Source organism: Halomonas sp. AOP7-B1-5, from assembly GCF_052353045.1.
Taxonomy (GTDB): domain Bacteria; phylum Pseudomonadota; class Gammaproteobacteria; order Pseudomonadales; family Halomonadaceae; genus Vreelandella; species Vreelandella colorata.
In genome coordinates this window covers 37,847-62,791 of the sequence record NZ_JBQTDC010000013.1, presented here as the reverse complement: position 1 = coordinate 62,791, position 24,945 = coordinate 37,847, and the positions used below count along the sequence as shown (strand labels likewise).

The 24,945-nt window shown below is 57.4% G+C and carries 24 protein-coding genes; 6 read left to right on the top strand and 18 right to left on the bottom strand.

What is annotated here, in order from left to right; genetic code table 11:
• Position 1: 1 nt before the first annotated feature.
• The 7 genes from ACT3XD_RS08800 to def all read right to left on the bottom strand — a co-directional run bounded on the left by ACT3XD_RS08800 (position 2) and on the right by def (position 7,638).
• Positions 2-1,255 (bottom strand): TraB/GumN family protein, encoded by a 1,254-nt coding sequence (locus ACT3XD_RS08800; RefSeq protein WP_192539109.1) that lies wholly within the window; start codon positions 1,253-1,255, stop codon positions 2-4.
• A 36-nt stretch (positions 1,256-1,291) separates the two neighbouring features.
• The gene (locus ACT3XD_RS08795; protein ID WP_018918152.1) at positions 1,292-2,740 is read right to left on the bottom strand and encodes a TrkH family potassium uptake protein; all 1,449 of its coding nucleotides are present in this window, start codon (positions 2,738-2,740) and stop codon (positions 1,292-1,294) included.
• A 15-nt stretch (positions 2,741-2,755) separates the two neighbouring features.
• Positions 2,756-4,129: a Trk system potassium transporter TrkA gene (gene trkA / locus ACT3XD_RS08790; RefSeq protein ID WP_444280553.1), complete on the bottom strand. Its 1,374-nt coding sequence runs from the start codon at positions 4,127-4,129 to the stop codon at positions 2,756-2,758.
• A gap of 199 nt (positions 4,130-4,328) precedes the next feature.
• Positions 4,329-4,535, bottom strand: coding sequence for a dodecin (locus ACT3XD_RS08785; RefSeq protein ID WP_192538587.1), 207 nt, complete (start codon positions 4,533-4,535; stop codon positions 4,329-4,331).
• 38 nt (positions 4,536-4,573) lie between these two features.
• Entirely contained in the window at positions 4,574-5,923 is a 1,350-nt protein-coding gene (gene rsmB / locus ACT3XD_RS08780; RefSeq protein WP_192538588.1) for a 16S rRNA (cytosine(967)-C(5))-methyltransferase RsmB, read from the bottom strand.
• A complete protein-coding gene (gene fmt, locus ACT3XD_RS08775; protein ID WP_192538589.1) occupies positions 5,920-6,903 on the bottom strand; it encodes a methionyl-tRNA formyltransferase in 984 nt (327 codons plus the stop codon). The genes rsmB and fmt overlap by 4 nt, the downstream gene beginning before the upstream one ends.
• Positions 6,904-7,122: 219 nt before the next feature.
• The gene (def, locus tag ACT3XD_RS08770) at positions 7,123-7,638 is read right to left on the bottom strand and encodes a peptide deformylase (protein WP_018918148.1); all 516 of its coding nucleotides are present in this window, start codon (positions 7,636-7,638) and stop codon (positions 7,123-7,125) included.
• Positions 7,639-7,802: 164 nt separating this feature from the next.
• Between def and ACT3XD_RS08765 the strand changes: the two genes are divergently transcribed.
• The 6 genes from ACT3XD_RS08765 to aroE all read left to right on the top strand — a co-directional run bounded on the left by ACT3XD_RS08765 (position 7,803) and on the right by aroE (position 13,293).
• Entirely contained in the window at positions 7,803-8,696 is an 894-nt protein-coding gene (locus ACT3XD_RS08765) for a peptidoglycan-binding protein (RefSeq protein WP_192538590.1), read from the top strand.
• A gap of 38 nt (positions 8,697-8,734) precedes the next feature.
• Positions 8,735-9,916 (top strand): DNA-processing protein DprA, encoded by a 1,182-nt coding sequence (gene dprA / locus ACT3XD_RS08760; protein ID WP_192538591.1) that lies wholly within the window; start codon positions 8,735-8,737, stop codon positions 9,914-9,916.
• Positions 9,917-9,971: 55 nt separating this feature from the next.
• A complete protein-coding gene (locus ACT3XD_RS08755; protein WP_192538592.1) occupies positions 9,972-10,529 on the top strand; it encodes an L-threonylcarbamoyladenylate synthase in 558 nt (185 codons plus the stop codon).
• Positions 10,530-10,531: 2 nt separating this feature from the next.
• Positions 10,532-11,374, top strand: a complete 843-nt coding sequence (locus tag ACT3XD_RS08750; RefSeq protein ID WP_192538593.1) for an oxygenase MpaB family protein — start codon at positions 10,532-10,534, stop codon at positions 11,372-11,374.
• 86 nt (positions 11,375-11,460) lie between these two features.
• Positions 11,461-12,378: an oxygen-dependent coproporphyrinogen oxidase gene (gene hemF, locus ACT3XD_RS08745; protein ID WP_192538594.1), complete on the top strand. Its 918-nt coding sequence runs from the start codon at positions 11,461-11,463 to the stop codon at positions 12,376-12,378.
• A gap of 93 nt (positions 12,379-12,471) precedes the next feature.
• Complete coding sequence (aroE, locus tag ACT3XD_RS08740; protein ID WP_192538595.1) at positions 12,472-13,293, top strand: shikimate dehydrogenase; 822 nt, start codon at positions 12,472-12,474, stop codon at positions 13,291-13,293.
• A gap of 70 nt (positions 13,294-13,363) precedes the next feature.
• On the opposite strand, the gene ACT3XD_RS08735 is transcribed toward aroE, so the two are convergent.
• The 11 genes from ACT3XD_RS08735 to ndk form a co-directional block, all read right to left on the bottom strand.
• On the bottom strand, positions 13,364-14,167 hold the full coding sequence (locus ACT3XD_RS08735) for a M48 family metallopeptidase (RefSeq protein WP_192538596.1): 804 nt from the start codon (positions 14,165-14,167) through the stop codon (positions 13,364-13,366).
• Positions 14,168-14,461: 294 nt separating this feature from the next.
• Complete coding sequence (locus ACT3XD_RS08730) at positions 14,462-15,076, bottom strand: hypothetical protein (RefSeq protein ID WP_192538597.1); 615 nt, start codon at positions 15,074-15,076, stop codon at positions 14,462-14,464.
• A 366-nt stretch (positions 15,077-15,442) separates the two neighbouring features.
• Positions 15,443-16,846 (bottom strand): ribosome biogenesis GTPase Der, encoded by a 1,404-nt coding sequence (gene der / locus ACT3XD_RS08725; RefSeq protein ID WP_018918138.1) that lies wholly within the window; start codon positions 16,844-16,846, stop codon positions 15,443-15,445.
• Entirely contained in the window at positions 16,843-18,012 is a 1,170-nt protein-coding gene (bamB, locus tag ACT3XD_RS08720; protein ID WP_192538598.1) for an outer membrane protein assembly factor BamB, read from the bottom strand. Before bamB ends, der begins: the two co-directional genes overlap by 4 nt.
• Entirely contained in the window at positions 18,009-18,665 is a 657-nt protein-coding gene (locus ACT3XD_RS08715; protein WP_192538599.1) for a YfgM family protein, read from the bottom strand. The genes bamB and ACT3XD_RS08715 overlap by 4 nt, the downstream gene beginning before the upstream one ends.
• Before the next feature lie 81 nt (positions 18,666-18,746).
• The gene (gene hisS, locus ACT3XD_RS08710) at positions 18,747-20,042 is read right to left on the bottom strand and encodes a histidine--tRNA ligase (RefSeq protein WP_192538600.1); all 1,296 of its coding nucleotides are present in this window, start codon (positions 20,040-20,042) and stop codon (positions 18,747-18,749) included.
• 45 nt (positions 20,043-20,087) lie between these two features.
• Positions 20,088-21,203 carry a flavodoxin-dependent (E)-4-hydroxy-3-methylbut-2-enyl-diphosphate synthase gene (gene ispG / locus ACT3XD_RS08705; protein ID WP_192538601.1) on the bottom strand — a complete coding sequence of 372 codons (1,116 nt, stop codon included), beginning with the start codon at positions 21,201-21,203 and terminating at the stop codon, positions 20,088-20,090.
• 8 nt (positions 21,204-21,211) lie between these two features.
• Positions 21,212-22,177 carry a RodZ domain-containing protein gene (locus tag ACT3XD_RS08700; RefSeq protein WP_192538602.1) on the bottom strand — a complete coding sequence of 322 codons (966 nt, stop codon included), beginning with the start codon at positions 22,175-22,177 and terminating at the stop codon, positions 21,212-21,214.
• 40 nt (positions 22,178-22,217) lie between these two features.
• Positions 22,218-22,952 carry a type IV pilus biogenesis/stability protein PilW gene (gene pilW, locus ACT3XD_RS08695; RefSeq protein WP_192538603.1) on the bottom strand — a complete coding sequence of 245 codons (735 nt, stop codon included), beginning with the start codon at positions 22,950-22,952 and terminating at the stop codon, positions 22,218-22,220.
• 141 nt (positions 22,953-23,093) lie between these two features.
• The gene (gene rlmN, locus ACT3XD_RS08690) at positions 23,094-24,278 is read right to left on the bottom strand and encodes a 23S rRNA (adenine(2503)-C(2))-methyltransferase RlmN (protein ID WP_192538604.1); all 1,185 of its coding nucleotides are present in this window, start codon (positions 24,276-24,278) and stop codon (positions 23,094-23,096) included.
• A gap of 85 nt (positions 24,279-24,363) precedes the next feature.
• Positions 24,364-24,789, bottom strand: a complete 426-nt coding sequence (ndk, locus tag ACT3XD_RS08685) for a nucleoside-diphosphate kinase (RefSeq protein ID WP_018918130.1) — start codon at positions 24,787-24,789, stop codon at positions 24,364-24,366.
• Positions 24,790-24,945: the final 156 nt, after the last annotated feature.

Here is a 24,945-nt window from a genome sequence, read left to right as displayed (position 1 = left end):
CTCACGCGGCGTCGCCACCAAACAGAGCGCCGGCAATTCTGAAACCCGCGACCCAGGTGCCTATCGCCGAGCCCAGCGTTGCCAGGATAAACACCAGCAGCGTGCGCGATACACGATTTTTCCACCAGCCTTTAAGGTGGGTGACGTCTTTACGCAGCGATGAGAAGTCACGCACTTTGGGCTTGCGCATGTAAAGCTCGACCCCAGCGGCGACAAAGCCTGCGCCAATGGTCGGGTTTAGCGAGGTCAGTGGAGCGGCAAAGAAGGTGGCGATGACCGTGACCGGGTGGGCAAGCGCAATAATGGTCGCACCGCCGGATAAGATGCCGTTGATCAAAAACCACTCCAGCACCAGCTGCCAGCCGAGATCCGTATTGCGTGAAAAGCCAATCGCAAAGCCGGTAATCACCAGAATGGTAATCAGCCAGGGCAGAGCCTTCCACAGCTTAGAGGGCGGTGGTGTTGCTTCCAGGGCTTCGCGCTCAACCGTGGGATTTTCCGGAAGCGGGGCCTCCAAGTGCTCGACGGTACCTTTGAGGTGCCCGGCACCCAGCACCACCAATACGTTTTTAAAGCGCCCGGGTGGGGCCTGTTCCGCAAGGCGCAGGGCCATATAGCGGTCGCGTTCGCGAATCAGCGGGGTATAAAGCGCTTCCGACTCGGCGGCAAACTCGCTGAACGTGGCTTCCAGCATGTCGCCTTCTTTAAGCTTTTCGATCTCTTCCTTGGATACGTCCTGGCGTGATAGCACGCTGCCAATCAAACCGGAAAAAAGCGAAAACCGCTGCCACCAGGGAACGTTACGGTAGATGCGCTTGAGCGTTACGCCCACATCGCGGTCGACCAGCAGCAACGGTAGGTTGCGGCTGCGGCACTCTTCAAGGGCTGCACGCATCTCTGCGCCCGGCTCTATACCCGACTGCTCGGCGATGCGCTGCTGAAAAGCGCCCAGCGCCAAGCTTGCCGCTACCATACCGGCCTTACCCTGCTTGAATACCTGGAACAGGTCCTGCTCGCCCATAGCGTCAGGGTTATTCATGCTGTGGTGGCGGGCATCGCAGAGCTCGATGGCGATAGCGTCAAACTGGCCGCTATCGGCAAGGCTGCGCACGTCATCAGCACTTTGCGCCGAAACATGTGCCGTACCCAATAGCGTATAGGTGGTGTCGCCAACGGCAACCGTTTTCAGCGGCCCGCTGGTAGCCGGCAAGGCGGCAGGTGCCGCGCTCAGCGGGGTGGTTTCATCGTGATTCATGATATCTCAACTCAAATATGAAGCGGCATCAAAGTGCTAGCGTCGCCAGAAGGCCGGGGTAAACAACACTAACACGGTAAAAATTTCCAGGCGGCCCAAGAGCATTGCAAGTACCAGTATCCATTTCGCAAGATCAGGTAGCTCGCCGTAGTGGCTGCTGGCTTCGCCGAGCGCCGGGCCCAGGTTATTAAGCGCGGAACCCACCGATGACCAGGCCGTGATCTGATCGACACCGGTGGCCATCACGCCGACCATCATTAAAAAGAACAGCATGACGTAGGCGGAGAAAAAACCCCAAACCGCCTGGGCAATGCTATCGGGGACGCTCACTTTGCCGACCTTGACCGCAATCACCGCGTTGGGATGAATTAGGCGCATGACTTCACGCATGCCCTGCTTGAGGATCAGGATAATACGGATAACCTTCATGCCACCCGCGGTTGACCCTGAACAGCCACCCACAAACGCTGCAATGAAAAGTAAGAAGGGCAGGGCGCCGGGCCAGGCCGAGAAATCGGCCACGGAAAAGCCCGCCGTAGTGGCAACCGAGACCACTTCGAAAAGACCGTAGCGCAAGCCGCTCATCGTATCGTAGGTTTGCGTCAGCCATAGGGTGATCACGGCAATGGTGACCAGTCCCGCCAGAAATAGCATTAAGAAGCGCGCTTCAGGGTCCTGGAAGTAATGCAGCAAGCGCTTTTCGCGCCAGGCTATAAAGTGCAGGCTGAAGCTGAATGCTGAAATCAGCATAAAGCCCACGCAGATCAGCTCGATAGACGGGCTATTGAAGTAGCCGATGCTGGCATCGTGGGTCGAGAAGCCGCCAATCGCCACGGTCGAGAAGCTGTGCCCGAGCGCATCGAACCAGTTCATGCCCGCGAGCATATAGGCCACCATGCAGGCAATAGTCAGCGTGGCATAGATATACCACAGCGCCTTGGCCGTTTCGGTGATTCTGGGGGTCAGCTTGGAATCCTTTAGCGGCCCCGGGATCTCGGTGCGGTAGAGTGCCATCCCGCCGACGCCTAGCATGGGGAGAATCGCCACGGCCAGTACCACGATCCCCATTCCGCCTAGCCACTGGAGCTGCTGACGATAGTAGCGAATCGATTCGGGTAGAAAATCGATCCCGGTAATCACCGTGGCACCCGTCGTGGTCAAGCCGGAAAACGATTCAAACACTGCATCGGTAATGCTCAGCGCGGTATCGCCAAACAGCATCAAGGGCAGCGAACCGAACAGGGCCAGTACCGTCCAGAACATGGCCGCAATTAAAAACCCATCGCGGATGCGCAGCTCTTTACGGGCTTTTCGGTTAGGCAGATAAATGATCAAGCCGGTCACCACCGTAATGGCGAGACCAATCATGAAGGCGTGCCAGACCCCATCGCGAAACCATAGGGAAATTAACATGGGGGGGAGCATGGTCAGGCTAAACAGCATCAGCAGTAGCCCTAAAATGCGTGAAATGACCCGCAGACTCATGGTTGTTGCATGCTCCTAAAAGAACGTCAAACCGACTTGGAATAGGCGTTCCACATCACGGATGCGGCGCTTGTCGATCACAAACAGAATCACGTGGTCACCGCTTTCCACCAAAACATCGCCGTGGGCGATAATGACTTCCTTGCCGCGCACAATCGCGCCGATGGTGGTGCCGTCCGGCAGATTGATCTCGCGGATGGTACGGCCCACCACCTTGGAAGACTGCTTGTCGCCGTGGGCGATAGCCTCAATGGCTTCCGCCGCCCCACGGCGCAGCGAGTGCACGTTGACGATATCGCCGCGGCGCACGTGGGTTAAGAGGCTGCCGATAGTCGCCTGCTGGGGAGAAATCGCGATATCGATATCGCCGCCCTGCACCAGATCCACATAGGCGGCGTTGTTGATCAGCGTCAGAACCTTTTTGGCCCCCAGGCGTTTGGCGAGCAGCGACGACATGATATTGACCTCGTCGTCGTTGGTCAGCGCGCAGAAGATATCGCAGTCTTCAATGTTCTCTTCTTCAAGCAGCCGCTTGCTGGTGGCGCTGCCGTGTAGCACCACCGTGCGGTTCAGCCGCTCGGACAGCGTGGTGCAGCGCTCAAGGCTATGCTCGATGATCTTGACCTGGTGGCTATGCTCCAGGTGTTCGGCCAGGCGCTCGCCGATATTCCCGCCCCCGGCAATTACCACTCGGCGAAAGCCGCGTTCGATACGCCTGAGCTCACTCATCACCGCGCGAATATCGCGCCGGGCGGCGAGGAAGAACACCTCGTCGTCGGCTTCAATGACCGTATCGCCGCGCGGGATAATCGGCCGGTTGCGCCGATAAATCGCCGCCACGCGGGTATCCACGTTGGGCATATGATGGCGCAAAAACGCGAGATCCTGGCCCACCAGCGGGCCACCAAACACCGCTTTTACTGCTACCAGCTGTACCAGCCCCCCGGCAAAATCCAGCACCTGTAGGGCACCCGGATGTTCGATCAAACGGCGTACGTGATCCGTGACCACCTGCTCGGGGCTGATCAACACATCAATCGGGATCGCTTCGTGGGCGAATAGCCCCTTGCGGGTGAGATACGGCGTGGCGCGCACCCGGGCAATTTTGGTGGGCGTACGAAACAGGGTATGCGCAACCTGGCAGGCGATCATGTTGACTTCATCGGAGTTGGTGACCGCAATCAACATATCGGCATCTTCACAGCCGGCTTGGCGCAGAACGTTGGGGTAGGAAGCCGCGCCGATCACAGTGCGAATATCGAGCTTGGTGTGCAGCTCGCGCAGTTTATTGGTGTCGGTATCGACCACGGTGATGTCGTTTTCCTCGCGGGCGAGGTGCTCCGCCAGGGTACCGCCGACCTGGCCAGCGCCGAGAATGATGATTTTCATTACTGAGCATCGGTTCCATTAAAAGCGCCAGCGCAATGTCTAACGTGAAGTCCTAATATAAAGTGCTGATATAAAGTGCTGATATAAAGTTCTTATACACAGTTCTTATATACAGTTCTTATAAATAGCTCTAACGTAATGCGCTGCAACAAAGACGGCGGCCAGTGTAAACCAGCCGCCGTCGAAAAGCAGGTAGGATTTATTCCAGCGTGAAGCCAACTTTGACAGTGACCTGCCAGTGAGCAACGCGACCATCTTCGATATGACCACGGGTATCGGTCACTTCCAACCAGCGCATGTGCTGAATGGATTCTGAGGCTTTAGCAAGTGCGTTCTGCACGGCGTCCTCAATACCTTTTTCGGAAGAGCCGGTGATTTCTACGTGCTTGTAGGTATGTTGCGTCATGTTATCTCCATCCTTAGTCATGAATTCACTACTTACGTTTAAGCAGTATGCTTCTCTAGTCTGGCATAAAAAAAGCCATCGTGACGTCCCTGTTCGGGAAACAGCTGACGACCTTGGCCGCTCGGCACTCCCCAGGCAACGTCATTGGGCGTGGTCACCTTGGCATCCGGTGTCCGGGCTAAAAACGCATCGATCTGCTTGGCGTTCTCTTCAGGCAGTACTGAACAGGTGGCGTAGAGCAGCGTGCCGCCTTCGCGTAGCAGAGGCCACAAGTTATCCAGTAGCTGCTGTTGCAGCTTGGCTAACTGGCGGATGTCCTCTTTACGGCGCAGCGCCTTGATATCTGGATGGCGCCGGATAACCCCGGTACTGGAGCAAGGGGCATCCAGAAGAATAGCTTCAAACGGCGTGCCGTTCCACCAGTCACGCTCGGCGGCATCGGCATGCTGCAATTCAGCGGATAAGCCTAGCCGGTTGAGGGTGTCTTCAACGCGCGATAGACGGTGGTTGTCGCTATCCAGAGCGGTCAGGGCAATATCGAACTGCTCAAGCAAGTGAGCGGTTTTACCGCCGGGCGCGCTACACGCATCCAGCACATGGGCGCCTGCTCGGGGAGCAAGCGCTGGGCCCAGCAGTGCGGCGCTAAGCTGAGCCGCCTCATCCTGCACGCTGACGTGGCCTTCGGCAAACCCCGGCAGGGTCGTAACATCGCACGGGGTATGCAGCGTAATGCCATCCGGCGAGTGGGTGCATAGCTCGCCGTTTAAGCCGGCCTCAACGAGCTTTTCCAGGTACGCTTCACGGTCGTTATAGCGCTGGTTAACCCGCAGAGTCATGGGGCCGGGCTCATTATTGGCTTCGACGATGGCACGCCACTGCTCGGGCCAGGCGTTGCGCAGCGTATCCAGCAACCAGCGGGGGTGGGACAGCGCGACGCTTTCATCGCGGTCGACCGCTTCCTGAAGCGCATCGGATTCTCGCTGCAGGCGGCGCAGGCAGCCATTTAACACGCGGGTTGCCCACTCTTTACCCAGCAAACGCGCGGCGCCCGCCGTTTCACCTACCGCCGCGTGGGCGGGAATGCGCATATACAGCAGCTGATAAATACCCACCAGCAGCAGGGCATGGATATCGCTGTCACGCTTTTTAAAAGGCTGTTTCAGCAACGTGACGGCAAGAGCCTCCAGGCGTGGAAGACGGCGGCAGGTGCCAAAGCAGAGCTCTTTTAGAAGCCCTCGGTCGCGGGCAACCACGCTGTGTTCATCCAGGCTTGAAAGTGAGCCTTGCTGGCTGATGACCGGCGCCAGGGCGCGAGCGGCGGCGGCGCGAACGTCTTGGCCGCTGTTGGCTGACGGGCGCCCGCGTTGCGCAGAACGTTGTTGGCTCATAAAGAGTCTCCTTGCTGGGATTGCTGACCAAGGCGGGTGCCGGTGGTAAGGCGTGCGTGGCGGGCATTGAGTAAGTCGCGCACCGCCATGGCTTTGCCGCCCGGCAGTTGGGCGCTGCTGATGCAGAGGACCTCGCGGCCTTCAGCGCCGCAGGCGATGCGCAGGTGATCTTCGCCATGCTCCAAAAGCATGCCGGGAAGCTGCGGGGCGTGCTCGCCGCTCTCAATGCTTGCCATCAGCAGGCGCAGGCGGTCATCGCCCAATTGGCACCAGGCAACCGGCCAGGGGTTGAAGGCGCGAATTTTACGCGCAAGCTCCTCAGCGGGCCGGGTAAAGTCCAGCTCGGCTTCGGCCTTGCTGAGTTTGGTGGCGTAGGTGACGCCTTCGGCAGGCTGAGGTGTGGCGCTCGCCTTGCCTTGGGCGATATCGTCCAACACGCTCATTAACGCACCGGCGCCTTGAATAGCCAGGCGGTCGTGAAGGTCACCGCCGGTGGTGCGCTCAGTAATCGGCGTGCGTACTTCGTGCAGCATCGCCCCAGTATCCAGCCCCGCATCCATTTGCATGATGGTTACGCCCGAGGCGGAGTCGCCCGCCTCAATTGCGCGCTGAATGGGTGCCGCGCCGCGCCAGCGGGGCAGTAGCGATGCATGCACGTTAATGCAGCCCAGGCGCGGCGTATCGAGCACTACTTGGGGGAGCAATAATCCGTAAGCAACGACCACCATGATATCCGCGTTAAGTGCCGCCAATTCGGCCTGGGCGTCGGTATCTTTAAACGTCTGGGGCTGGTAAACCGGCAGATCGTGTTCAAGGGCAAGCTTTTTCACAGGGCTGGGCGTGAGTTTGCGTCCGCGCCCCGCTGGGCGGTCAGGCTGGGTATACACCGCCACCACTTCATGGTTGCCATCCAGTAGAGCCGCAAGGCTTGAGGCTGCGAAATCAGGCGTGCCAGCAAAAACAACGCGCAACTGTGACATGACAATAGCTACCTAATAACAGGGAAAAAGAGAAAGCCCAGACCAACAATAAAGGCCGAGAAGCGAAGGCATACAACAACTGTTGTGATCACCGGGCTTCTCGGCCTTAAGCGTTGTCATCACGCTTGTCGCAAACGTTTCAGCAAAACTTTCTTGCGAAAACCGAAGTAAACTATGATAAAACGAGGCTATGCAAAACGTAGCTGTAATAAAACAGAGCTAGCCGTTGTCCTGCATCAGCTTATGGCGTTTCTGCATTTTTTTCATAATGCGATCACGTTTAAGCGGCGACAGGTAATCAACAAACAGTACGCCTTCCAGGTGGTCGTACTCGTGCTGAATACAGTGTGCCAGCAGGCCGTCAGCCTCAATTTCGTAAGCATCGCCGTTGCGGTCAAGGGCGTTGAGTTGGACCTTCAGGTAACGCGGCACTTCGGCGTAGTGCTCAGGAATCGATAGGCAGCCTTCTGAAAGCGGTTCCTGCTCTTCGCCGATAGGCGTGTAGCGGGGGTTGATCAAGACAAGCGGCTGCGAATTGTCTTCGCTGACATCCATGACGACGACGCGCCGATGGACATCGATCTGGGTGGCCGCAAGACCAATGCCGCGAGCGTCGTACATGGTCTCTAACATATCGTCGACAAGTTGGCGGATCTCATCGTCAACGGTTTCCACCGGTACCGCCTTGGTGCGCAGGCGCTCATCGGGGAATTCGAGAATAGGAAGTTTGGCCATGAGTTTACAATCACCGTTATGCTGAATCTTTGATAATCAGGCCGGGTCGTTGCGGCCTCACACTGTTCTAATAACTATTATATCACGCTGACAGCACTCCTGGGCATGGGCGCAGGGCCAGCAGCGCGGTGAAAGTCGATCGCAACATCCTCAAGGAGCGTGGGATGACGATACTAGCCTTTAGCGATGTCACGGCCATGCAGCGCGCCCCACGCGTACTGCGTAAACGGTCACTCTACTTAGCATTGGGCCTGAAAAGCGCCGCGCTAATCAGCCTATCGCTGTGGGTAAGCATGTCCGCGGCAGGTAGTGATCAGAATGATGCGCGGCTTAACGAATTAAACCCGCTATCGCCTGAAAGCCTGGATGCCTTCTGGCGTGAATACCGCGTAGTGGAGCCGGGCGAAGCTGTGCAAGCGCCAGCTTACGTCATTGGCGGCGAGAATCAGCGCCTGCTCCATGCGCCGGGCGATACGATTTTTGCGCGAGGCAACGTACAGGAGAATGTACAAAAGAATGCACAGGATATTGCGCAGAAGAGTGCCACGCTAGGTATTTACCGCCCGACGCAAACCTATACCGCTGACGACGGCACGCCGCTGGGCCAAGCGCTCACTAACATTGGCGAGGCGCGCCACTTGCGCACCGCTGGCGATATGCTGGCACTGGAAATACTCCGCGCCCATCAGGAGGTGCGGCGTAATGATCTTATCCTTGTTCGGGAACAGCACCCGCCGCCCTCTGCGCTACAGCCGCAACTGCCTCCCCGCAACGTGAGTGGACGTATTCTTGATGTGCCAGACGGGCTGCGTTTTATAGGCCGCCTGCAGATCGTGAGCATCGATCTGGGTACTCAGGATGGCTTGCAAGCCGGGCATGTCCTTCAGGTTAACCAGCCAGGCGAAACGTTTGATGACCCGCCAGTGACCCAGCTGCCGCCGACGCCCTCGGGCAAATTAATGGTCATTAAGCCTTATCAGCAGGTGAGCTTCGCGCTGGTGATGCAGACATCCAACGTGCTGGAAGTCGGGGATCAGGTAGTGTTCCCGAATCAATAGGATACTTTTAAATCGGACATGCACTTTAAGGAGAGCCAATGGATGCCAGCGAGTGGTTAGTCGTTAACGCCTTGCCGGGAATGGGCGCCTTGCGGATTAGCCAACTGGTGGCCCGCAAGCCACGCTGGCCGGAAGGCTGGCTTGCCGCGCTGCCCAGTAATGCCGCCAGCGCGTTAAGGCTATGGCTTGAACATCCAGAGCGCAGCCCGCTTCAGCAGTGTGTAGACGATGCCTTGGCATGGCAGCAGGGTGGACATCATCGGCATATTTTGCATCGTCATCATCCTGCCTGGCCTGAGCTGTTAAACGAGTTGCCGGACCCACCCGCCATCTTATGGGCGCAGGGGGATCTTGCGGCGCTTAACGGGCCGACGCTTGCCATGGTGGGGACGCGCAAACCTACTTCCGAAGGCAGCGCCAATGCGCAGGGGTTTGCACGGGAGCTGGCTTGTCGGGGGTGGTGCATCGTTAGTGGTATGGCATTGGGGATCGACGGCATTGCCCAGCGCGCGGCGCTCAATGCCGGAGGTAGCAGTATCGCAGTACTGGGCTGTGGCGTGGACGTTATTTATCCTGCCAGACACCGCGACCTTCACGAGCAGCTAAGTAACGCCCCCGGAGGGCTGCTGTTATCGGAACACCCGCCGGGCACAACGGCGCGCCCAGCGTTCTTCCCGCGCCGCAACCGGATTGTGACCGGGCTTTCCCTGGGCACGTTAGTAGTGGAGGCCACGGAGAAAAGCGGCTCGTTGGTTAGTGCGCGCCTGGCACTGGAGCAGGGCAAAGAGCTATTTGCGGTGCCGGGTTCGCTGCATAACGTACAGGCACAAGGCTGCCTGCATCTCTTACGTAACGGGGCAACGCTGGTGCGCCACGTTGACGATATTGTTGAGGAATTGCAGCAGTGGGCAGGCCACTTTCTACCCCAAGCAAGTCATGGCCAGGCAGACTATGATCAGACAGGCCATCAACAAGCAGGGCGTGATCAGCTAGCGGCTGCATCTTCATCTTCACTACCATCTTCACTACCCCCGCGCGAAAGCGAGCCGCTGCCGGATACGCTGCTTAACGCTTTATCCGCAACACCCGTGCCCCTTGATGTGCTGGTACACAATACCGGCGAAACCGTCAGCGGTTGTCAGCAGCGGCTACTGATGCTGGAACTTGATGGATGGGTGGCCCAGCAGGCGGGTGGCTGGGTGCGTTTGCCCAGGCCATGATAAAATATGCGTATTCTCATTATCGCCCGTCGCCTCTAGTAGAGCAGGAGTTGCCATGAAACCGGCCACCAACCTCGAAACTGCCGTTAATGCGTTACATGCAGGTGGCGTGATTGCCTGCCCCACCGAAGCGGTGTGGGGGCTTAGCTGCGACCCGGATAACGGCGAAGCACTGACGCACCTGATGCGCATGAAGGCACGTGACCCCGCCAAGGGCGTTATTTTGGTCGCTGCCAGCATCAAGCAGTTCCAACCCTGGCTAAGCCAACTGCCGCTCGCACTACACGCACCGCTGGCTGCCAGCTGGCCCGGCCCCAATACCTGGTTAGTGCCGGATAATGGCCGCAGCCATCCCTTGGTGCGCGGTGCTCACCAGCGCGTAGCCTTGCGGGTGACCGATCACCCGTTGATGAAAGCATTATGCGAAGCGTTTGGCGGGCCGCTGGTGTCTACCTCGGCCAATCGCGCCGGAGAGCCGCCGGCCATGAGCAGTGACGAAATTGTCAGCATTTTTGGTCAGGAGATCGCCGCAATGGTTGCTGGTGAGCTTGGCGGTAACTCGCGGCCCAGCACTATCCGCGACCTTGCCACGGGTCAGGTGATGCGCGCCTAGCCGTGGCCACTTTTCTGTATGACGCCATGGCGGCGCGCCTGGGTGAGGCACGCGCTGCGCAAAATCCCGGCCCCTTTCCTCTGGATGGCCTGGTGCGCAATATTCATGGCGACTTTACGCCCATGATGTGCGGCGGCATCAGCGCGCTGCTCTTGCAGATGCTGCATCCGCTGGCGCTGGCTGGCGTATGGGATCACTCAAGCTTTCGTCATGATATGGTCGGGCGGCTAAGACGCACCAGCGACTTTATCGCCACCACCAGCTTCGGTACTTTCGAGCAGGCCGAAGAGGCGATTGCCCGGGTGCGCCGGGTGCATGCCAAGGTACGCGGCCACGCCGCCGATGGCCGTCCTTATTCTGCCGACGATCCGGATCTTCTTACCTGGGTGCATGTCGCTGAGATGAGCCGCTTCATGGCTGCGCATCTGCGTTATCGTAATCCTCAGCTTGAGCGCGAAAGCCAGGATCGTTACTTTTTCGAGACCGCCTGTATTGCCGAGGCGTTGGGCGCAAGCAACGTACCCGATAGTCGCGCTGCGATTGATGCATACCTGGACGCTAAACGGCGTGAACTCATTTGTGACGAGCGCACCCGGGAAGTCGTGCAGGTATTGCTAGATGCCCCGCCGCGCCATGTGATCTTTGGCCCGGCCGGTGCGCTTTTCATGCGTGCAGGAATCGATCTACTTCCCGAATGGGCCGCAAATCAGCTTGAACTGAACATGCCACGGATTCAGCGCCGCCTGGTACGGGCCGGGATCAAAAGCGCCATGCCTATGATCAGCCGTGCGGTGCGAAGCGGTGCCTATCGCCGAGCGCTCACGCGTTTCCAATCACGATCGTAACGCTTTAGAACTCGTCTATTTTTGCCGATTCGCCCTTCACCCCTTACCATTACTATTAACCCTTTTGACACCATCTTGGAGACACCGTGGCCCAAGAGCACCTGAATAATGTTAAAACGTACCTGCTGGACCTGCAGGAGCGGCTCTGCGAGGGCCTGGCCGCCGCCGATGGCCGTGGTACATTCCGCGAGGACAGCTGGCAGCGTGAAGAGGGCGGCGGCGGTCGTTCTCGGGTCATTGAGCAGGGCGGCGTGTTCGAAAAAGGCGGCGTCAATTTTTCCCATGTCTACGGTGCTAAGCTACCGCCTTCTGCCACCGCTGCCCGCCCGGAGCTTGCCGGACGCAGTTTTCATGCGGTCGGGGTTTCCTGGGTGCTGCATCCTGAAAATCCGCATATCCCCACTAGCCATGGCAACGTGCGCTTCTTTATCGCCGAGAAAGAGGGTGAGCCACCGGTGTGGTGGTTTGGCGGTGGGTTTGATTTAACCCCCTACTACCCGGTGCTCGATGATGTTGTGCATTGGCATCGGGTTGCCAAAGCCGCCTGCGACCCCTTTGGCGATGACGTATACGCCCGCTATAAGGCCTGGTGTGACGACTACTTCTACCTAAAGCATCGCGACGAAACTCGTGGCGTGGGGGGGCTGTTTTTTGATGATCTCAATGCGGGCAGCTTTGATGAGTGCTTTGCCTTTCAGCGCGCCGTAGGCGATAGCTTTTTGGATGCTTATCTGCCTATTGTGGAGCGACGTAAAACCGATGCCTGGGGCGAGCGTGAGCGTGAATTCCAGCTTTATCGGCGTGGCCGCTATGTAGAGTTTAATCTGGTGTGGGACCGGGGCACGCTATTTGGCCTGCAAAGCGGCGGGCGTACCGAGTCGATTTTAATGTCCATGCCGCCACTTGCGCGCTGGGAATATGCTTACACACCCGACGCCGACAGCGCCGAAGCCAAGCTTAATAGTTATCTGGTGCCTCGTGACTGGCTGGGGATTAGCAGGTAATAAATAAGCAATCCAACGAACGCTTACTGACAATGCACACATAACTACGTAAGGGGATCTTTGGAATATGAAAGAATGCATAGGAGCGAGCCAATGAGTGACCGTTACTGCGTGTTTGGTAATCCCATAGAGCACTCAAAATCGCCACTGATTCACACCGAGTTTGCCCAGCAAACCAAGCAGGACATTGAATATACGAAGGAACGGGCGCCTCTGGATGGCTTTGCCGAAACTTGGCGATCGTTTGTTGAGAAAGGCGGGCGTGGTGCCAACGTAACCGTGCCTTTTAAAGGCGACGCCTTTGCGCTATGCGACACTTTAAGTAAACGTGCCCAGCGAGCCAAAGCGGTTAATACACTAACGGTAGGTGGCAATGGGCTGACGTATGGTGATAACACGGATGGCGTGGGCTTGATACGTGATCTGAACTATCACCGGGTGCCCCTCACCGATAAACGTGTGCTGGTGATTGGTGCGGGTGGCGCCGTGCGGGGCGCTCTGGAGCCACTGCTTGCCGAGCAGCCCGGCGAGGTCGTCCTGGTTAACCGTACCGCTGAAAAAGCCCAGCAGCTGGCAGATGATTTTGCTGACCTTGGCGAGCTGCACAGTGGAGGGTTCAAGGAGATTAAAGGCCCGTTTGATGTCGTGATCAATGGCAGTAGCGCAAGCTTAAACGGTGAGTTGCCACCGCTGCCGGGTAACTTATTTACAGAAGGTGCCTGGGCCTACGACATGATGTATGGCGCAGTACAAACGGTGTTCTTGAAATGGGCGGGTACTCATGGTGCTAAGCGATTGGATGGCCTGGGAATGCTGGTTGAACAGGCGGCAGAAGCGTTCTTTTTATGGCGCAATGTACGCCCTGATACGACCCAGGTACGCCAGATGATACGCCAGATGCTGAACGCCGCCTAACGTCTAAATCATTACGCCAAGATGAGGGCGGTGTCTCATCTTGGCGAATACATCCGTACGCCCTAACTGCTCAAGGGCGCTTGCAGCTAGGCGTCTGCCCATTGCTGCGTGCCTGTTCATAGGTCGCAAGCGCTCTATCCATATTGGCCTGCAGGCCTTCAATACGCTGGCCTTGATTGGGGTGGGTTGACATCCACGCTGGGGGAGCGCTGCCGCCTGAGGCTGCCTGCATATTTTCCCAAAGCGTTACACTTTGACGTGGATCAAAACCTGCTTGGGCCATCAGATCCAGGCCAATAACGTCCGCTTCGCTTTCGTGGCGGCGTGAGAAGGGTAGCGCAATGCCGTACTGCGCGCCCATACCCAGTACGCCCATCAACTGTTGTCCACCGGGGCTCTGCATACCCGAGGCGCTGGAAATCACCGACAGCCCCAGCGAAGTAGCGCTTTGGGTCGAGGCGCGCTCATTGGCGTGGCGGGCGAGTACGTGGCCAATCTCATGGCCGACGACGGCTGCCAGCTGGTCTTGAGTGGTAGCAACATTCAACATGCCGGTGTTTACGCCCATGTAGCCGCCAGGGAGAGCGAAGGCGTTAGGCTGCTCGGCCTTGAACACACGCACCTGCCAATCCAGGCTGCGCTGATCGCCAGGTAGCACGTCAACAATCGCATCGGTGATGCATTGCACATAGCGCAGGCTGGCCTGGTCAGCGGTGGGAATATCCTTCTGGTACTGAGCAAATGCCTGCTGGCCCATCTCGTTAAGCTGGTCGTCGGAAAGCAGCAATAATTGCGAGCGCCCGGTGGGTGAGGTAGAACAAGCCGCGAGCGAAGCGCATAGCGCGGTAACAGCCAATGGACGAAGCCAACGCATAAGATAGTTTCCTTCTGGACGAATAGGTTCTCTACTCACAAGATAACCATTGAGAGCGGTCAAGCAATACCGCCATCATAACTGACTTTACTTGAGGATAGGTATGGGAGGATAGCTCTGTGAGGGTCGGTCTGTGAGGATAGGTATGGACGCGGAATTGAGCCAACCTTTAACCAAGCTACTTGATCATGTCGGTCAATGATTGCCACCGGAAGAACCATTGAAATATCCATGGGTGGCTATGCGGCAGTTTGCGGCCCACTGGGTAGGCCGCAAACGTCTGGCGGAAAAACGTTAACGCTGAGGCGTTAGCTGACCATCTTCGCCCACATTCAGGCGGATAGTCGGCGTTAACAGCCCGGCAGGCAGCGTCATGCCCAGCCCGCGCAGGTCGCCTGGCGTGATGGCCAGTTGACTGCCCGCCGGGAGCTCACCCTGAGCGGCGAGCTGCCGGGCTAAGTTCAGCATCGGCGCCATCTTCTGGGTGTCTGTGCCTAAAACATCAAAAGCCACCGGCAGACGCAGGTTAGCGCCGTCGCCCGGGGTCAATGACTCATCCTGGTTGTACTCGCCTTGCACAGGCTCTACGCCCGGCATGTTCAGCGTCCAATCAAAACCTGACATGGCCACCGCCGGCATGCCTGCAGGCAGGCCCAGCCCCAACGCAAGCGTTGCCTGTACCGGCAGGCTACCAGCGCCCAGGCTTGAGGCTAAGAGACTGGTTAGGTCGCTGGTGTCCAGGCCCGCATTGATGCTGTAGGGGCCAATGCGCACGTCTTCAACGCCAAGCGATGTGACTGCCAAACGAAACGCAAACAGGCTCGTTTGAGGAAGCGCCAGACAGCCGGTGAGTAAGCTGGCCAAACTAAGTGTCACAAGCCAGCGCCAGTGACGAACCGCATAACGCATAAGTTCCCTCCTAAGAAGGGCGAAAGGTGAGCGGAAGTGCCCAAAGCGAGGCTATTTGAGGTAGGGCGGCGCTTTTTGTCAATAGATTTTTGGAAGAAGTAGGGATTTGGCCCCTGCTTTAACCCTTGGAAGAAGCTTTGGTGGGAGCAGGCTTTAGCCAGCGATGCAGCGCGAAGCGCTGCTGGGGTTCGTGGCGGTGGCGCGATATTGCCATTCGTCGAGTAAGGGCGGCTGTCGCCGCCATCGCCGAATGAATTCGGCTCCCACGTTGAGTCTACGGATAGGTTGAGTCAACGGATAGAGAGTGTAATAAAAAACGCCTGCTGAGTTATTCAGCAGGCGTTTGATGATTAGTGCTATAGGCGTCTAGCGGCGCTTCTGGCGCGCCTCTTTGGTGCGGTTAAGCTCGCGTTTCTTGGCCTTCTCTTTATCGCTGGCTCCCGCCATATGATCAAACGGGTTATCGCCCGAACGGAACTCAAAGCGCATCGGCGTGCCGCGTACTTTAAGAACCTTACGGAACGTATTGATCAGGTAGCGGCGATACGCTTCGGGCACCGACGCGGTCTGGTTACCGTGCACCACGATGATCGGCGGATTGCTGCCGCCCTGGTGGGCCATACGCAGCTTGATACGCCGCCCATTGACCATCGGCGGTGGATGCTGGCTGACTGCGTCTTGCAGCAAGGTGGTCAAGCGGTTGGTGGACCAGTGCGCGTTAGCGGCGTTAAACGCCCGCTCAATCGATGGGTACAAATCACCCACCGCCGTGCCGTGCAGGGCCGAAATAAAGTGCATTTCGGCGTAGTCGGCAAAGCCCAGGCGGCGCTTGATATCCGAGCGCATTTTTTCTTTCGCTTCGCTTTCCACACCGTCCCATTTATTGATGGCAAGCACCAGCGCGCGCCCGGTCGTCAATACGTAGTCCAGTAGGTGTAAATCCTGTTCCACCAGGCCGCTGCGGGCATCCAGTACCATCACCGCGACGTGAGACTCTTTGATCGCATCCAGGGTTTTGATAATGGAAAACTTTTCAGCAATCTCGCTGACGTTCTTACGCCGCCGAATACCCGCGGTGTCGATCAAAACGTAAGGCTTGCCGCGCCGCTCGAAGGGGATTTCGATAGCATCGCGCGTGGTGCCCGCTTCATCAAACACCACGACCCGTTCTTCGCCGAGCATCCGATTGACCAGCGTGGATTTACCCACGTTCGGGCGGCCAATGACGCCAATGCGAATGCCTTTGCTGCCGGTGTCGGCAGGAATGCTGGCATCCCGCTCGGGAAACGGTTCAAGCACAACATCGATCAGCGTGGAAACGTTGCGCCCGTGTGCCGCTGCAATCGGCCAAGGGTCGCCCAGCCCCAGCTTCCAGAAGTCAGCCATGGCCGAATGCTCTTCCAGGCCGTCGATCTTGTTGACCACCAGCCAGGTTTTCTTCTGGTTGACGCGCAGGTGGTTGGCAATGGCTTCATCGGCCACGTTCAATCCAGCGCGGGCATCGACCAGGAACAGGACAATATCGGCTTCATCAATCGCCGCCAATGACTGTTCGGCCATGGCTGCATCGATGCCTTCTTCATCACCGCTGATACCGCCGGTATCAATCACGGTGTAGGTCTTGCCCCCCAGCATGCCGTTACCGTACTTACGGTCGCGGGTCAGGCCGGGAAAATCAGCGACTAACGCATCACGCGAGCGCGTTAGTCGGTTAAACAGAGTCGATTTGCCCACATTGGGGCGGCCGACCAAAGCAATGACGGGTGTCATGGAGTAACTTCCAGGGTTTCCAGGCGACCATTGTTGGCCTGGACATGAATGGTGCTGCCTTCGGTAACCGGGACGACGCTAATGCCAGAGCTATGAACCCGGGTGCGTCCCACGACGCTACCTTCACGCACGTCGATCAGGTGGAGATAACCTTCAAAATCGCCCACCACGATGTTGCCACTGGCAAAGGCCGGGGCGGTTAACCAGCGATCTTCAAACTTATCATTACGCCAGACTTCCTGACCATTACTGGCATCAAGGGCAACCACTTGGCTGTCGTCGGTAACCACGATCAGGTAATCGCCCACCAGGATCGGCGTGTGGCGGCTAGAGATGTTGCTTTCCCAGAGTACATTGCCGCGAGTGGCTTCCAGCCCCACGACCCGGCCGTTATAACTGGTCACAAACAGGCGGCCGTCAGGGGTGATCAGCGGCTGACCAGAAAGATCGACCAGGCGCTCTACTTCGCTACGTCCACTGGGGGTTGCGATCTGCATATCCCAAAGCGGTTGACCGTTACGGTTATCAAGCGTTGCTAAGCGACCGTTGGCCATGCCGACAAACGTAACCGGCTCGATCACCATGGGCGTACCCGTACCGCGCAGGGTAAGGGCTGGCTGGGAGCTGGTGTAAACCCAACGCTCTTCACCGCTGAGGCGGTCAAGCGCCGTTACCTGGCCATCCACACTCTGCACGATCAGCAGCTGCTGGTTGGCCTGAGGAGCCGCGAGTACTTCGCTGGAAACGCTGGAGCGCCAGCTTACGCTGCCGTCACGCTGGTCAAGCGCAATGACTTCACCGTTGCTCGTACCCAGATACACGTGACCGGCAATCGCATTCAGTGCGCTGGAAACCGGTGCGTTAAGCTCTACCCGCCACTCACGCTCACCGCTTGCGGCGTTAAACGCCATCACCAGGCCTTGAGCGTCAGCGGCAAACACCGTGTCGCCTTCACGTGCTGGTGCAATGGGGTTGCGTGCCCGGCCCAGGCCGTCGCCCACATTGTGGCGCCACTGGGTTTCAAGCGTGGCGGATTCATTAAAGCTTTGCAGCTCTTTTGGCGTATAGGCGGGCTCACCCTTGCTGGCGCAACCGGCCAACAAGGCAAGGGCAACTGCTCCGAACGTTACGCGCATGAGCTGTTTGGATAGACGCAGATTCATCATTGAGTCGCCTCCTCGGCGCCAAGATCGTCAAGCTTGAATTGCACGCCGTAAAGCGTCTGGTTCTGATTTTCAGCAAGCTCTAACGCATTTTGCCAGGCGCTACGGGCTTGTTCGGCTTGGCCAAGGGCTGCGTAGGCATCGCCGCGCACATCGGCTTGCTGAGCAGCCAGCGCTTCGCTGATAGGCTCATCAAGCAGGCTCAGTGCTGCTTCAGGGTTGCCATTGGCGACTTCGATACGCGCCAAGCGCAGCCAGGCCAGACTTTGCACATAGCGACGCGAAGAGTCGTTGGCTACCTGCTCAAGCGACGCTTTGGCCTCGTCCAGGTTGTCCTGCTGAACGGCTAAACGGGCATCCATCAGGAGGGCAAGTTCGGCATAAAGCGTTTTGCCGTAATCGTCGGTGAGTTCGCTGATCAGCTCACGCGCGCTGGCGGTTTGCTGTTCGTCGAGTTCGCTTGCCATGGCAATATTGACCAGCTGCTGGTAGCGAACCGAGGCGGCTTCCGACTGACCTTCCTGATAGTCTTGCCAGGTATGCCAGCCAAACACGCCCGCAGCGGCAAGAGCGGCACCTGCAATCAGCGAAGTACCATTCTCTTTCCACCAACGCTTAACGACTTCCAGCTGTTCTTCTTCGCTTCGATCCGCCACGGGCGGTCTCCTATTACCTAAAACCGCCGCAGCATAGCGACGATTAGTTATTTATCAGCACGCAGCGCGTGCCTGTTTAGCTTAGCGGACCAGCAGCTCGTCTAGCGCAGAAGAAAGCGTTGCCTGACTCACGCGCTGCTGCTCGCGATCATCACGCAAGAACTTGAGCGTGACCGCCTGTTCGGCAAGTTCTGTCTCGCCGAGCAAAATGGCCACGGGCGCCGCGCTTTTATCGGCTTTTTTCATGCGACTTTTGAAGCTGCCGCCGCCGCAATGAAGCTGCAGGCGTAAATCGGGGAGGTCGCTGCGAAGCTGCTCGGCAAGCGTTAGCGCGGCAATCGTTGCGCTATCGTCCATGGGCACAAGATAGACATCACAGCCACCCAGCGCTTCATCGGGAACCAGATTTAGCGTCTCAAGCAGCAGAATCAGCCGCTCGATACCCATTGCGAAACCCACCGCCGGGGTCGGCTTGCCGCCCAGCTGTTCGACCATGCCATCGTAACGCCCGCCGGCACATACCGTACCCTGGCTACCCAGCGCGCTCGTGGTCCATTCGAACACCGTGCGGCAGTAGTAGTCGAGACCACGCACCAGGCGAGGGTTGATCACAAAGGGAATGCCGGCCGCATCGAGCATGGTTTTGAGCTGCTCGAAGTGCTCACGCGATGCATCATCAAGGTGATCCATCAGCTGCGGCGCGCCGTTGAGCATGTCGGCCATGGCCGGATTTTTGGAATCCAGAATGCGCAGCGGGTTGCTGATCAGGCGACGCTGAGAATCCTCGTCGAGAATCTCACGGTGCTGCTCAAAATAGGCCACCAGCTTCTCACGGTAGGCCACACGCGCCTCGGCAGAACCCAGTGAGTTAAGCTCAAGCGTGACATGCTCAAACAGGCCCAGCTCTTTCCATAGGCGCGCCGAGAGCAGAATCACTTCGGCATCGATATCCGGCCCTTCAAAGCCGTACGTTTCAACACCCACCTGGTGAAACTGACGGTAGCGGCCTTTTTGAGGACGTTCATGACGGAACATCGGACCCTGGTACCAGAGCCGTTGGGTCTGGTTGTGTAACAGGCCGTGCTCCATCGCCGCACGTACGCAGCTGGCCGTACCTTCTGGACGCAGCGTCAGGCTATCGCCATTGCGATCGTCAAAGGTGTACATCTCTTTTTCGACGATATCGGTTACTTCGCCGATAGAGCGAGCGAACAGGGCGGTTTGTTCAACAATGGGCGTGCGAATTTCATCGAAGCCATAGCGGTGCATCAAATGACGCACTTTAGACTCAAAAAATTGCCAGCGAGGGCTATCGCTGGGCAACAGGTCGTTCATACCACGGATGGCTTGAATCTTTTTAGCGGCGGACTTGCTCAATGAAAACTCCTTATTCTGCATCCTGGCTGATGCATGGGCCCGGCGTTAAACGCTGCGGGCAATCATGTCATCTTCTTGCTGCTGTTTTTGGCGCACTTTTTCGCGGATCAGCCGCTCCAAGTCATCCACTAAGTGGTCGTTGCGCAGCTTGCTGGCCGGTTTGCCGTCGATATACACCAGGTTCGCGGGGCTGCCGCCGGTCAGGCCGATATCGGTCTCTTTTGCTTCACCCGGGCCGTTAACGACACAGCCGATGACTGAGACATCAAGCGGTGTCATTACGTCTTCCAGGCGCTCTTCAAGCTGGTTCATGGTGCTGATAACGTCAAAGTTCTGCCGCGAGCAGCTGGGGCAGGCAATAAAGTTGATCCCCTTGGCGCGCAGGCGCAGGCTTTTGAGCATATCAAAGCCGACCTTGATCTCTTCCACCGGGTCGGCGGCAAGTGACACACGAATCGTGTCGCCGATACCGTCCATCAGCAGCATACCGAGACCAATAGATGATTTAACGGTGCCCGAGCGTAGCCCGCCAGCTTCGGTGATTCCCAAATGAAGCGGCTGCTCGATGCGGTTGGCAAGATCACGGTAAGCCGCGACGGCCATAAATACATCCGAGGCTTTGACGCTGACCTTGAACTCTTGAAAATCGAGCCGATCCAGGTGGTCGATATGACGCATGGCGGATTCCACCAGCGCGGCAGGCGTGGGCTCGCCGTACTTCTTCTGAAGATCTTTTTCCAGCGAACCGGCGTTAACGCCAATGCGGATAGGAATACCGTTATCGCGCGCCGCACTCACTACGGCGCGTACACGGTCTTCACGGCCAATATTGCCGGGGTTGATGCGCAGACAGTCAACGCCCAGTTCGGCGACGCGCAGAGCGATCTTGTAGTCGAAGTGAATGTCCGCGACCAGCGGTACGTCAACCAGCTTCTTGATTTTGCCAAAGGCTTCGGCGGCATCCATGTCTGGTACGGAAACGCGCACAATGTCAGCACCAGCCTTTTCCAGCTGCTGAATTTGCCCAACAGTAGCCGCCACGTCCAGCGTGTTGGTGTTGGTCATGCTCTGTACAGAAATAGGCGCATTTCCGCCTACCGCCACATTACCTACGTAAATCTGGCGGGACTGGCGGCGTTTTATCGGAGAAGGGGCGTGCATAGGACGGGTCACTCTCCCAGGGTAAATCGGGCGACATTATTGGCGCCGGCGCGCTGTGCAAGATCGACCTGCTCACCTTGATAGCGCAGCACGACGCCAGTGGCGTTTCCTACGGTTAAGCGAAACGGCGGCTCACCTTCAACGGTTGCGGTGGTGCCGGGCGTTTGTAGGCCAACAAACACGCGTTGGTTATTGGCATCGAAAATTTCGGTCCAGGACTGCTCGTTAAACGTAAGCTCCATCCGGTTGGCATTGCCCGCCGGAGGTGTCGTTTCCTCTTCGTCAGCGGCATCCGCTTCGGTGGAGGCGGCAATATCCAAGGCCGCGACATCGCTCACTGTGGGGGCTTGTTCGTCGTTTGAAGTTTCCTGCGCTGCAGCATTGCTTTCAGTCGCATCAGCCGCATCGCCAGCGCTGTCAGGCTGGCTGACCTGCTCTGAAGAGAGAGCAGGCGTCGTGGGCGGTGTGGGTTCGGCACCTTCATCGGCTGCGGACATAGGTTCGCCGCCTTCCTCTACGGGAGGGTTATCACCAAAGCTGGGCGGCTCGCTGCCACCGCGGCTTTGCCACCACATGACGGTCACGCCGATCAGACCTGCAATCACCAGTACCGTGACCAGCCTAAAAAGCCAGGCACCAAGCTTTGAGGGCGGGCGGCTAACCGATACGGGGGCTACTTTACGTTCGGTATCCGCAACGCCATAGCGCTCCTGATAAGCATCTAAAACCAGGTGCTCGTTAAGGCCCAGGTATTTAGCGTAGGAGCGCAGGTAGCCTCGGCGATAGGCGGTAACCGGAATTTCGTCATAGCGGTCCTGCTCAAGGCCTTCGACAACGGCTGGGCGCAAATTGAGCGCTCGGGCAGCTTCGCCCAGCGGTACGCCTAGCTGTTCACGCTGGCGTAACAAAATCTCGCCGGGTGAGGCGGCTGTGCGGGAAGTAGTGACGCTATCTTGTAACTGTGTGTCGCTCATGGCTGAGCATCCTTAAATAATTAGGTGATCAGGGCGTCAATTAATAAGTGCCAAGCCTGCGCTGGTAGTCAGCTGCCGTCGCGTGGTCGCCTTGGGCGCGGGCGATATCTATCGCCATTTCCAGCGCTGCTTGGTCTGGTCCGGCCAACTGCAGGTAGGTTTGCAGCGGCGACCAGGCATTACGGTAATTGCCCTGGGAAACTTCCAATTCGGCTAATAAAAAATAACCCCGCGGACTTTGCGGGTCGATACGTTGCGCGCGGGCTAAACGTCCGCGCGCTTTATCAAATTCTTCCAGCGCCAGATAACATTGGCCCAGGTTAGTGAAAAGCTGGGCGCGATTGGCATACTGGGCATCTTGGGATGCGTGTTCCAACTGTTCGCAGGCGGCGGCAATATGCCCCTGCTGATACAAAAATGCCGCGTAGTTATTACGGGCACGAGTAAACATGGGTGCGACATCAATGGCCTGTTGAAAATACGTATTAGCCAGTTCAACGTCGCCCTGCTGTTGATAAACCAGCGCTAGAGCCTGCAATGCTTCTCCGTGGTTGGGGGCAATTTCCAAAGCACGCCCTAAAGCAGCACGTGCCCTAGGCAGGTTATCACGTTCCAGGTACGCGACGCCCAGTTGGGTGTAGGCGTCCTTGGCGTCGGTGTTGGCTGTGGCTGGCAAATTGTTTGATGTGGCACAGCCGACTAGCCACACACTGCTGAGAAAAGCAGCAAGTATGGGCACCCTCAACGGGTTAAAACGCCTGCAGTGACCAATCATAATTGCCTTTGACCAATCATAATCGCCCTTGAGAAATCATAGTTGCTCTCGTGGTGTAAATCGCCAACTGACCGCCGACACGACGCATAAAAACGTGTCCATCAAAGCGCCGTGCTCGTCGGAAGTCAAGATAAGCACCGTTTAGTCAGCGTCAAGCTGCACGGATTGGATATAGCGTGCGCTGCGTTTAGTGCGGTCTTTTACGCGGCCCACCAACTGACCACAGGCGGCATCGATATCATCACCGCGGGTGACACGTACCGTGGCGTTGTACTCCAGATCGTAAAGCCACTGTTGAAAACGCATCACCTGATTGCGTGAAGGCTTCTCATACCCTGAATTGGGGAACGGGTTAAACGGTATCAGATTAATCTTACAAGGCAGCTCTTTAAGCAGAGCGGCTAGCTGTTCGGCGTGCTCCTGCTGGTCATTCACGTCTTTGATCAAGGTGTACTCGATCGTGACTTGGCGATTATCCGGGCATTTGGATAAATAGCGATGACAAGCATCCAGCAGCATGCGGATGTTGTACTTGCGGTTGATCGGCACCAGCTCGTTACGCAGCTCGTCGGTCGAGGCGTGTAGAGAAATGGCCAGACTGACGTCAATTTCGTCGCCCAGTTTGTCGATCATGGGGACAACGCCGGAGGTCGACAGCGTGACGCGGCGTTTGGACAAGCCATAGCCGTTATCGTCCAGCATCAGCTTCATAGCGGGCAGCACGTTGTCGAAGTTGAGCAGGGGTTCACCCATGCCCATCATGACCACGTTGGTGACCGGGCGGTTGGCGGTGTCACGGCGCGGACCTACGCTGCGCTGGGCAACCCATACCTGGCCAATGATTTCGGCAGCGGTTAAATTGCGCTGAAAACCCTGTTTGCCGGTAGAGCAAAAGCTACAGTCCAGTGAACAGCCAACCTGGGAAGACACGCACAGCGTGCGGCGCTTACCGTTCTCGGCCGGAATTAGGACTGTCTCAACGTAGCTTCCGTCTTCGACTTCAAGCACCCACTTGCGCGTACCGTCGCTTGAAGTGCCTTCATAAATAACGCTGGGGCCACGAATCTCTGCCACCTTCGCCAGCTTTTCCCGCAGCGGCTTAGACAGGTTAGTCATGGCGGTAAAGTCGTCGCTACCTTCCTGGTGGATCCATTTCATCAGTTGGGCGGCGCGAAACTTCTTCTCGCCAATCGACAAAAAGAACGCTTCCATCTGTTCGCACGACAGGCCCAGCAGGTTCTGGCGCTCAGGCGCTTTTTCCGCTGGCGTTACACTGTCAGACGTGGATTGGGGAGCGGGCGTATGTTGGGCTACGGTGGTGGTCATGGCGGTCAGCGTTCTGGAAAGGGGCGGGGGCAAAGCCCCCGCGAAAATGGCCGGCAACGAACGTTGAAACGGCGCCGCTAATTAATTAGCGCGGGCAGATTTCATCGTTACCGAAGAAGTAACTAATTTCACGCTCAGCACTTTCAGGAGAATCGGAACCATGGACAGCGTTGGCGTCGATTGTTTCCGCAAAGTCAGCACGGATAGTACCCGGTGCCGCTTCTTTCGGGTTGGTTGCACCCATCAGATCACGGTTTTTGGCAATGGCGCCTTCGCCTTCCAGTACTTGAACAACCACCGGGCCTGACGTCATGAAGCCAACCAGGTCTTTAAAGAACGGACGCTCTTTGTGCTCAGCGTAGAAGCCGCCCGCTTTCTCTTCAGAAAGGTGGGTCATTTTAGCGGCAACGACCTGCAGGCCGGCTTTTTCAAAGCGAGCGATGATGTCGCCGATCGCATTTTTAGCAACGGCATCGGGCTTGATGATAGACAGAGTGCGTTCAGTAGCCATGTAAATATCTCCTTGAGGCCTTTAAAAAAAGGGATAAAGCAGAAATTGCCGCCTCGGCAAGCCGGGGCGGCGAAGGAAAATCGTTTCGGCAAGCGTACGGTCGTGTTCACCGTTTACCGAGTGGGCGCGATTATAGCGCCTCAAGCCAGCATTGAA

Excerpts from the sequence above, each read along its gene's own strand:
- rlmN (WP_192538604.1), bottom strand. The coding sequence starts at position 24,278 with ATGACCACCACCGTAGCCCAACATACGCCCGCTCCCCAATCCACGTCT.
- der (WP_018918138.1), bottom strand. The coding sequence starts at position 16,846 with ATGACACCCGTCATTGCTTTGGTCGGCCGCCCCAATGTGGGCAAATCG.
- fmt (WP_192538589.1), bottom strand. The coding sequence starts at position 6,903 with ATGTCACAGTTGCGCGTTGTTTTTGCTGGCACGCCTGATTTCGCAGCC.
- ACT3XD_RS08755 (WP_192538592.1), top strand. The coding sequence starts at position 9,972 with ATGAAACCGGCCACCAACCTCGAAACTGCCGTTAATGCGTTACATGCA.
- dprA (WP_192538591.1), top strand. The coding sequence starts at position 8,735 with ATGGATGCCAGCGAGTGGTTAGTCGTTAACGCCTTGCCGGGAATGGGC.
- ACT3XD_RS08800 (WP_192539109.1), bottom strand. The coding sequence starts at position 1,255 with ATGAATCACGATGAAACCACCCCGCTGAGCGCGGCACCTGCCGCCTTG.
- ispG (WP_192538601.1), bottom strand. The coding sequence starts at position 21,203 with ATGCACGCCCCTTCTCCGATAAAACGCCGCCAGTCCCGCCAGATTTAC.
- bamB (WP_192538598.1), bottom strand. The coding sequence starts at position 18,012 with ATGATGAATCTGCGTCTATCCAAACAGCTCATGCGCGTAACGTTCGGA.
- ACT3XD_RS08785 (WP_192538587.1), bottom strand. The coding sequence starts at position 4,535 with ATGACGCAACATACCTACAAGCACGTAGAAATCACCGGCTCTTCCGAA.
- aroE (WP_192538595.1), top strand. The coding sequence starts at position 12,472 with ATGAGTGACCGTTACTGCGTGTTTGGTAATCCCATAGAGCACTCAAAA.
- ACT3XD_RS08765 (WP_192538590.1), top strand. The coding sequence starts at position 7,803 with ATGACGATACTAGCCTTTAGCGATGTCACGGCCATGCAGCGCGCCCCA.
- ACT3XD_RS08700 (WP_192538602.1), bottom strand. The coding sequence starts at position 22,177 with ATGAGCGACACACAGTTACAAGATAGCGTCACTACTTCCCGCACAGCC.
- pilW (WP_192538603.1), bottom strand. The coding sequence starts at position 22,952 with ATGATTGGTCACTGCAGGCGTTTTAACCCGTTGAGGGTGCCCATACTT.
- ndk (WP_018918130.1), bottom strand. The coding sequence starts at position 24,789 with ATGGCTACTGAACGCACTCTGTCTATCATCAAGCCCGATGCCGTTGCT.
- def (WP_018918148.1), bottom strand. The coding sequence starts at position 7,638 with ATGGCCAAACTTCCTATTCTCGAATTCCCCGATGAGCGCCTGCGCACC.
- ACT3XD_RS08795 (WP_018918152.1), bottom strand. The coding sequence starts at position 2,740 with ATGAGTCTGCGGGTCATTTCACGCATTTTAGGGCTACTGCTGATGCTG.
- trkA (WP_444280553.1), bottom strand. The coding sequence starts at position 4,129 with ATGAAAATCATCATTCTCGGCGCTGGCCAGGTCGGCGGTACCCTGGCG.
- ACT3XD_RS08735 (WP_192538596.1), bottom strand. The coding sequence starts at position 14,167 with ATGCGTTGGCTTCGTCCATTGGCTGTTACCGCGCTATGCGCTTCGCTC.
- rsmB (WP_192538588.1), bottom strand. The coding sequence starts at position 5,923 with ATGAGCCAACAACGTTCTGCGCAACGCGGGCGCCCGTCAGCCAACAGC.
- ACT3XD_RS08730 (WP_192538597.1), bottom strand. The coding sequence starts at position 15,076 with ATGCGTTATGCGGTTCGTCACTGGCGCTGGCTTGTGACACTTAGTTTG.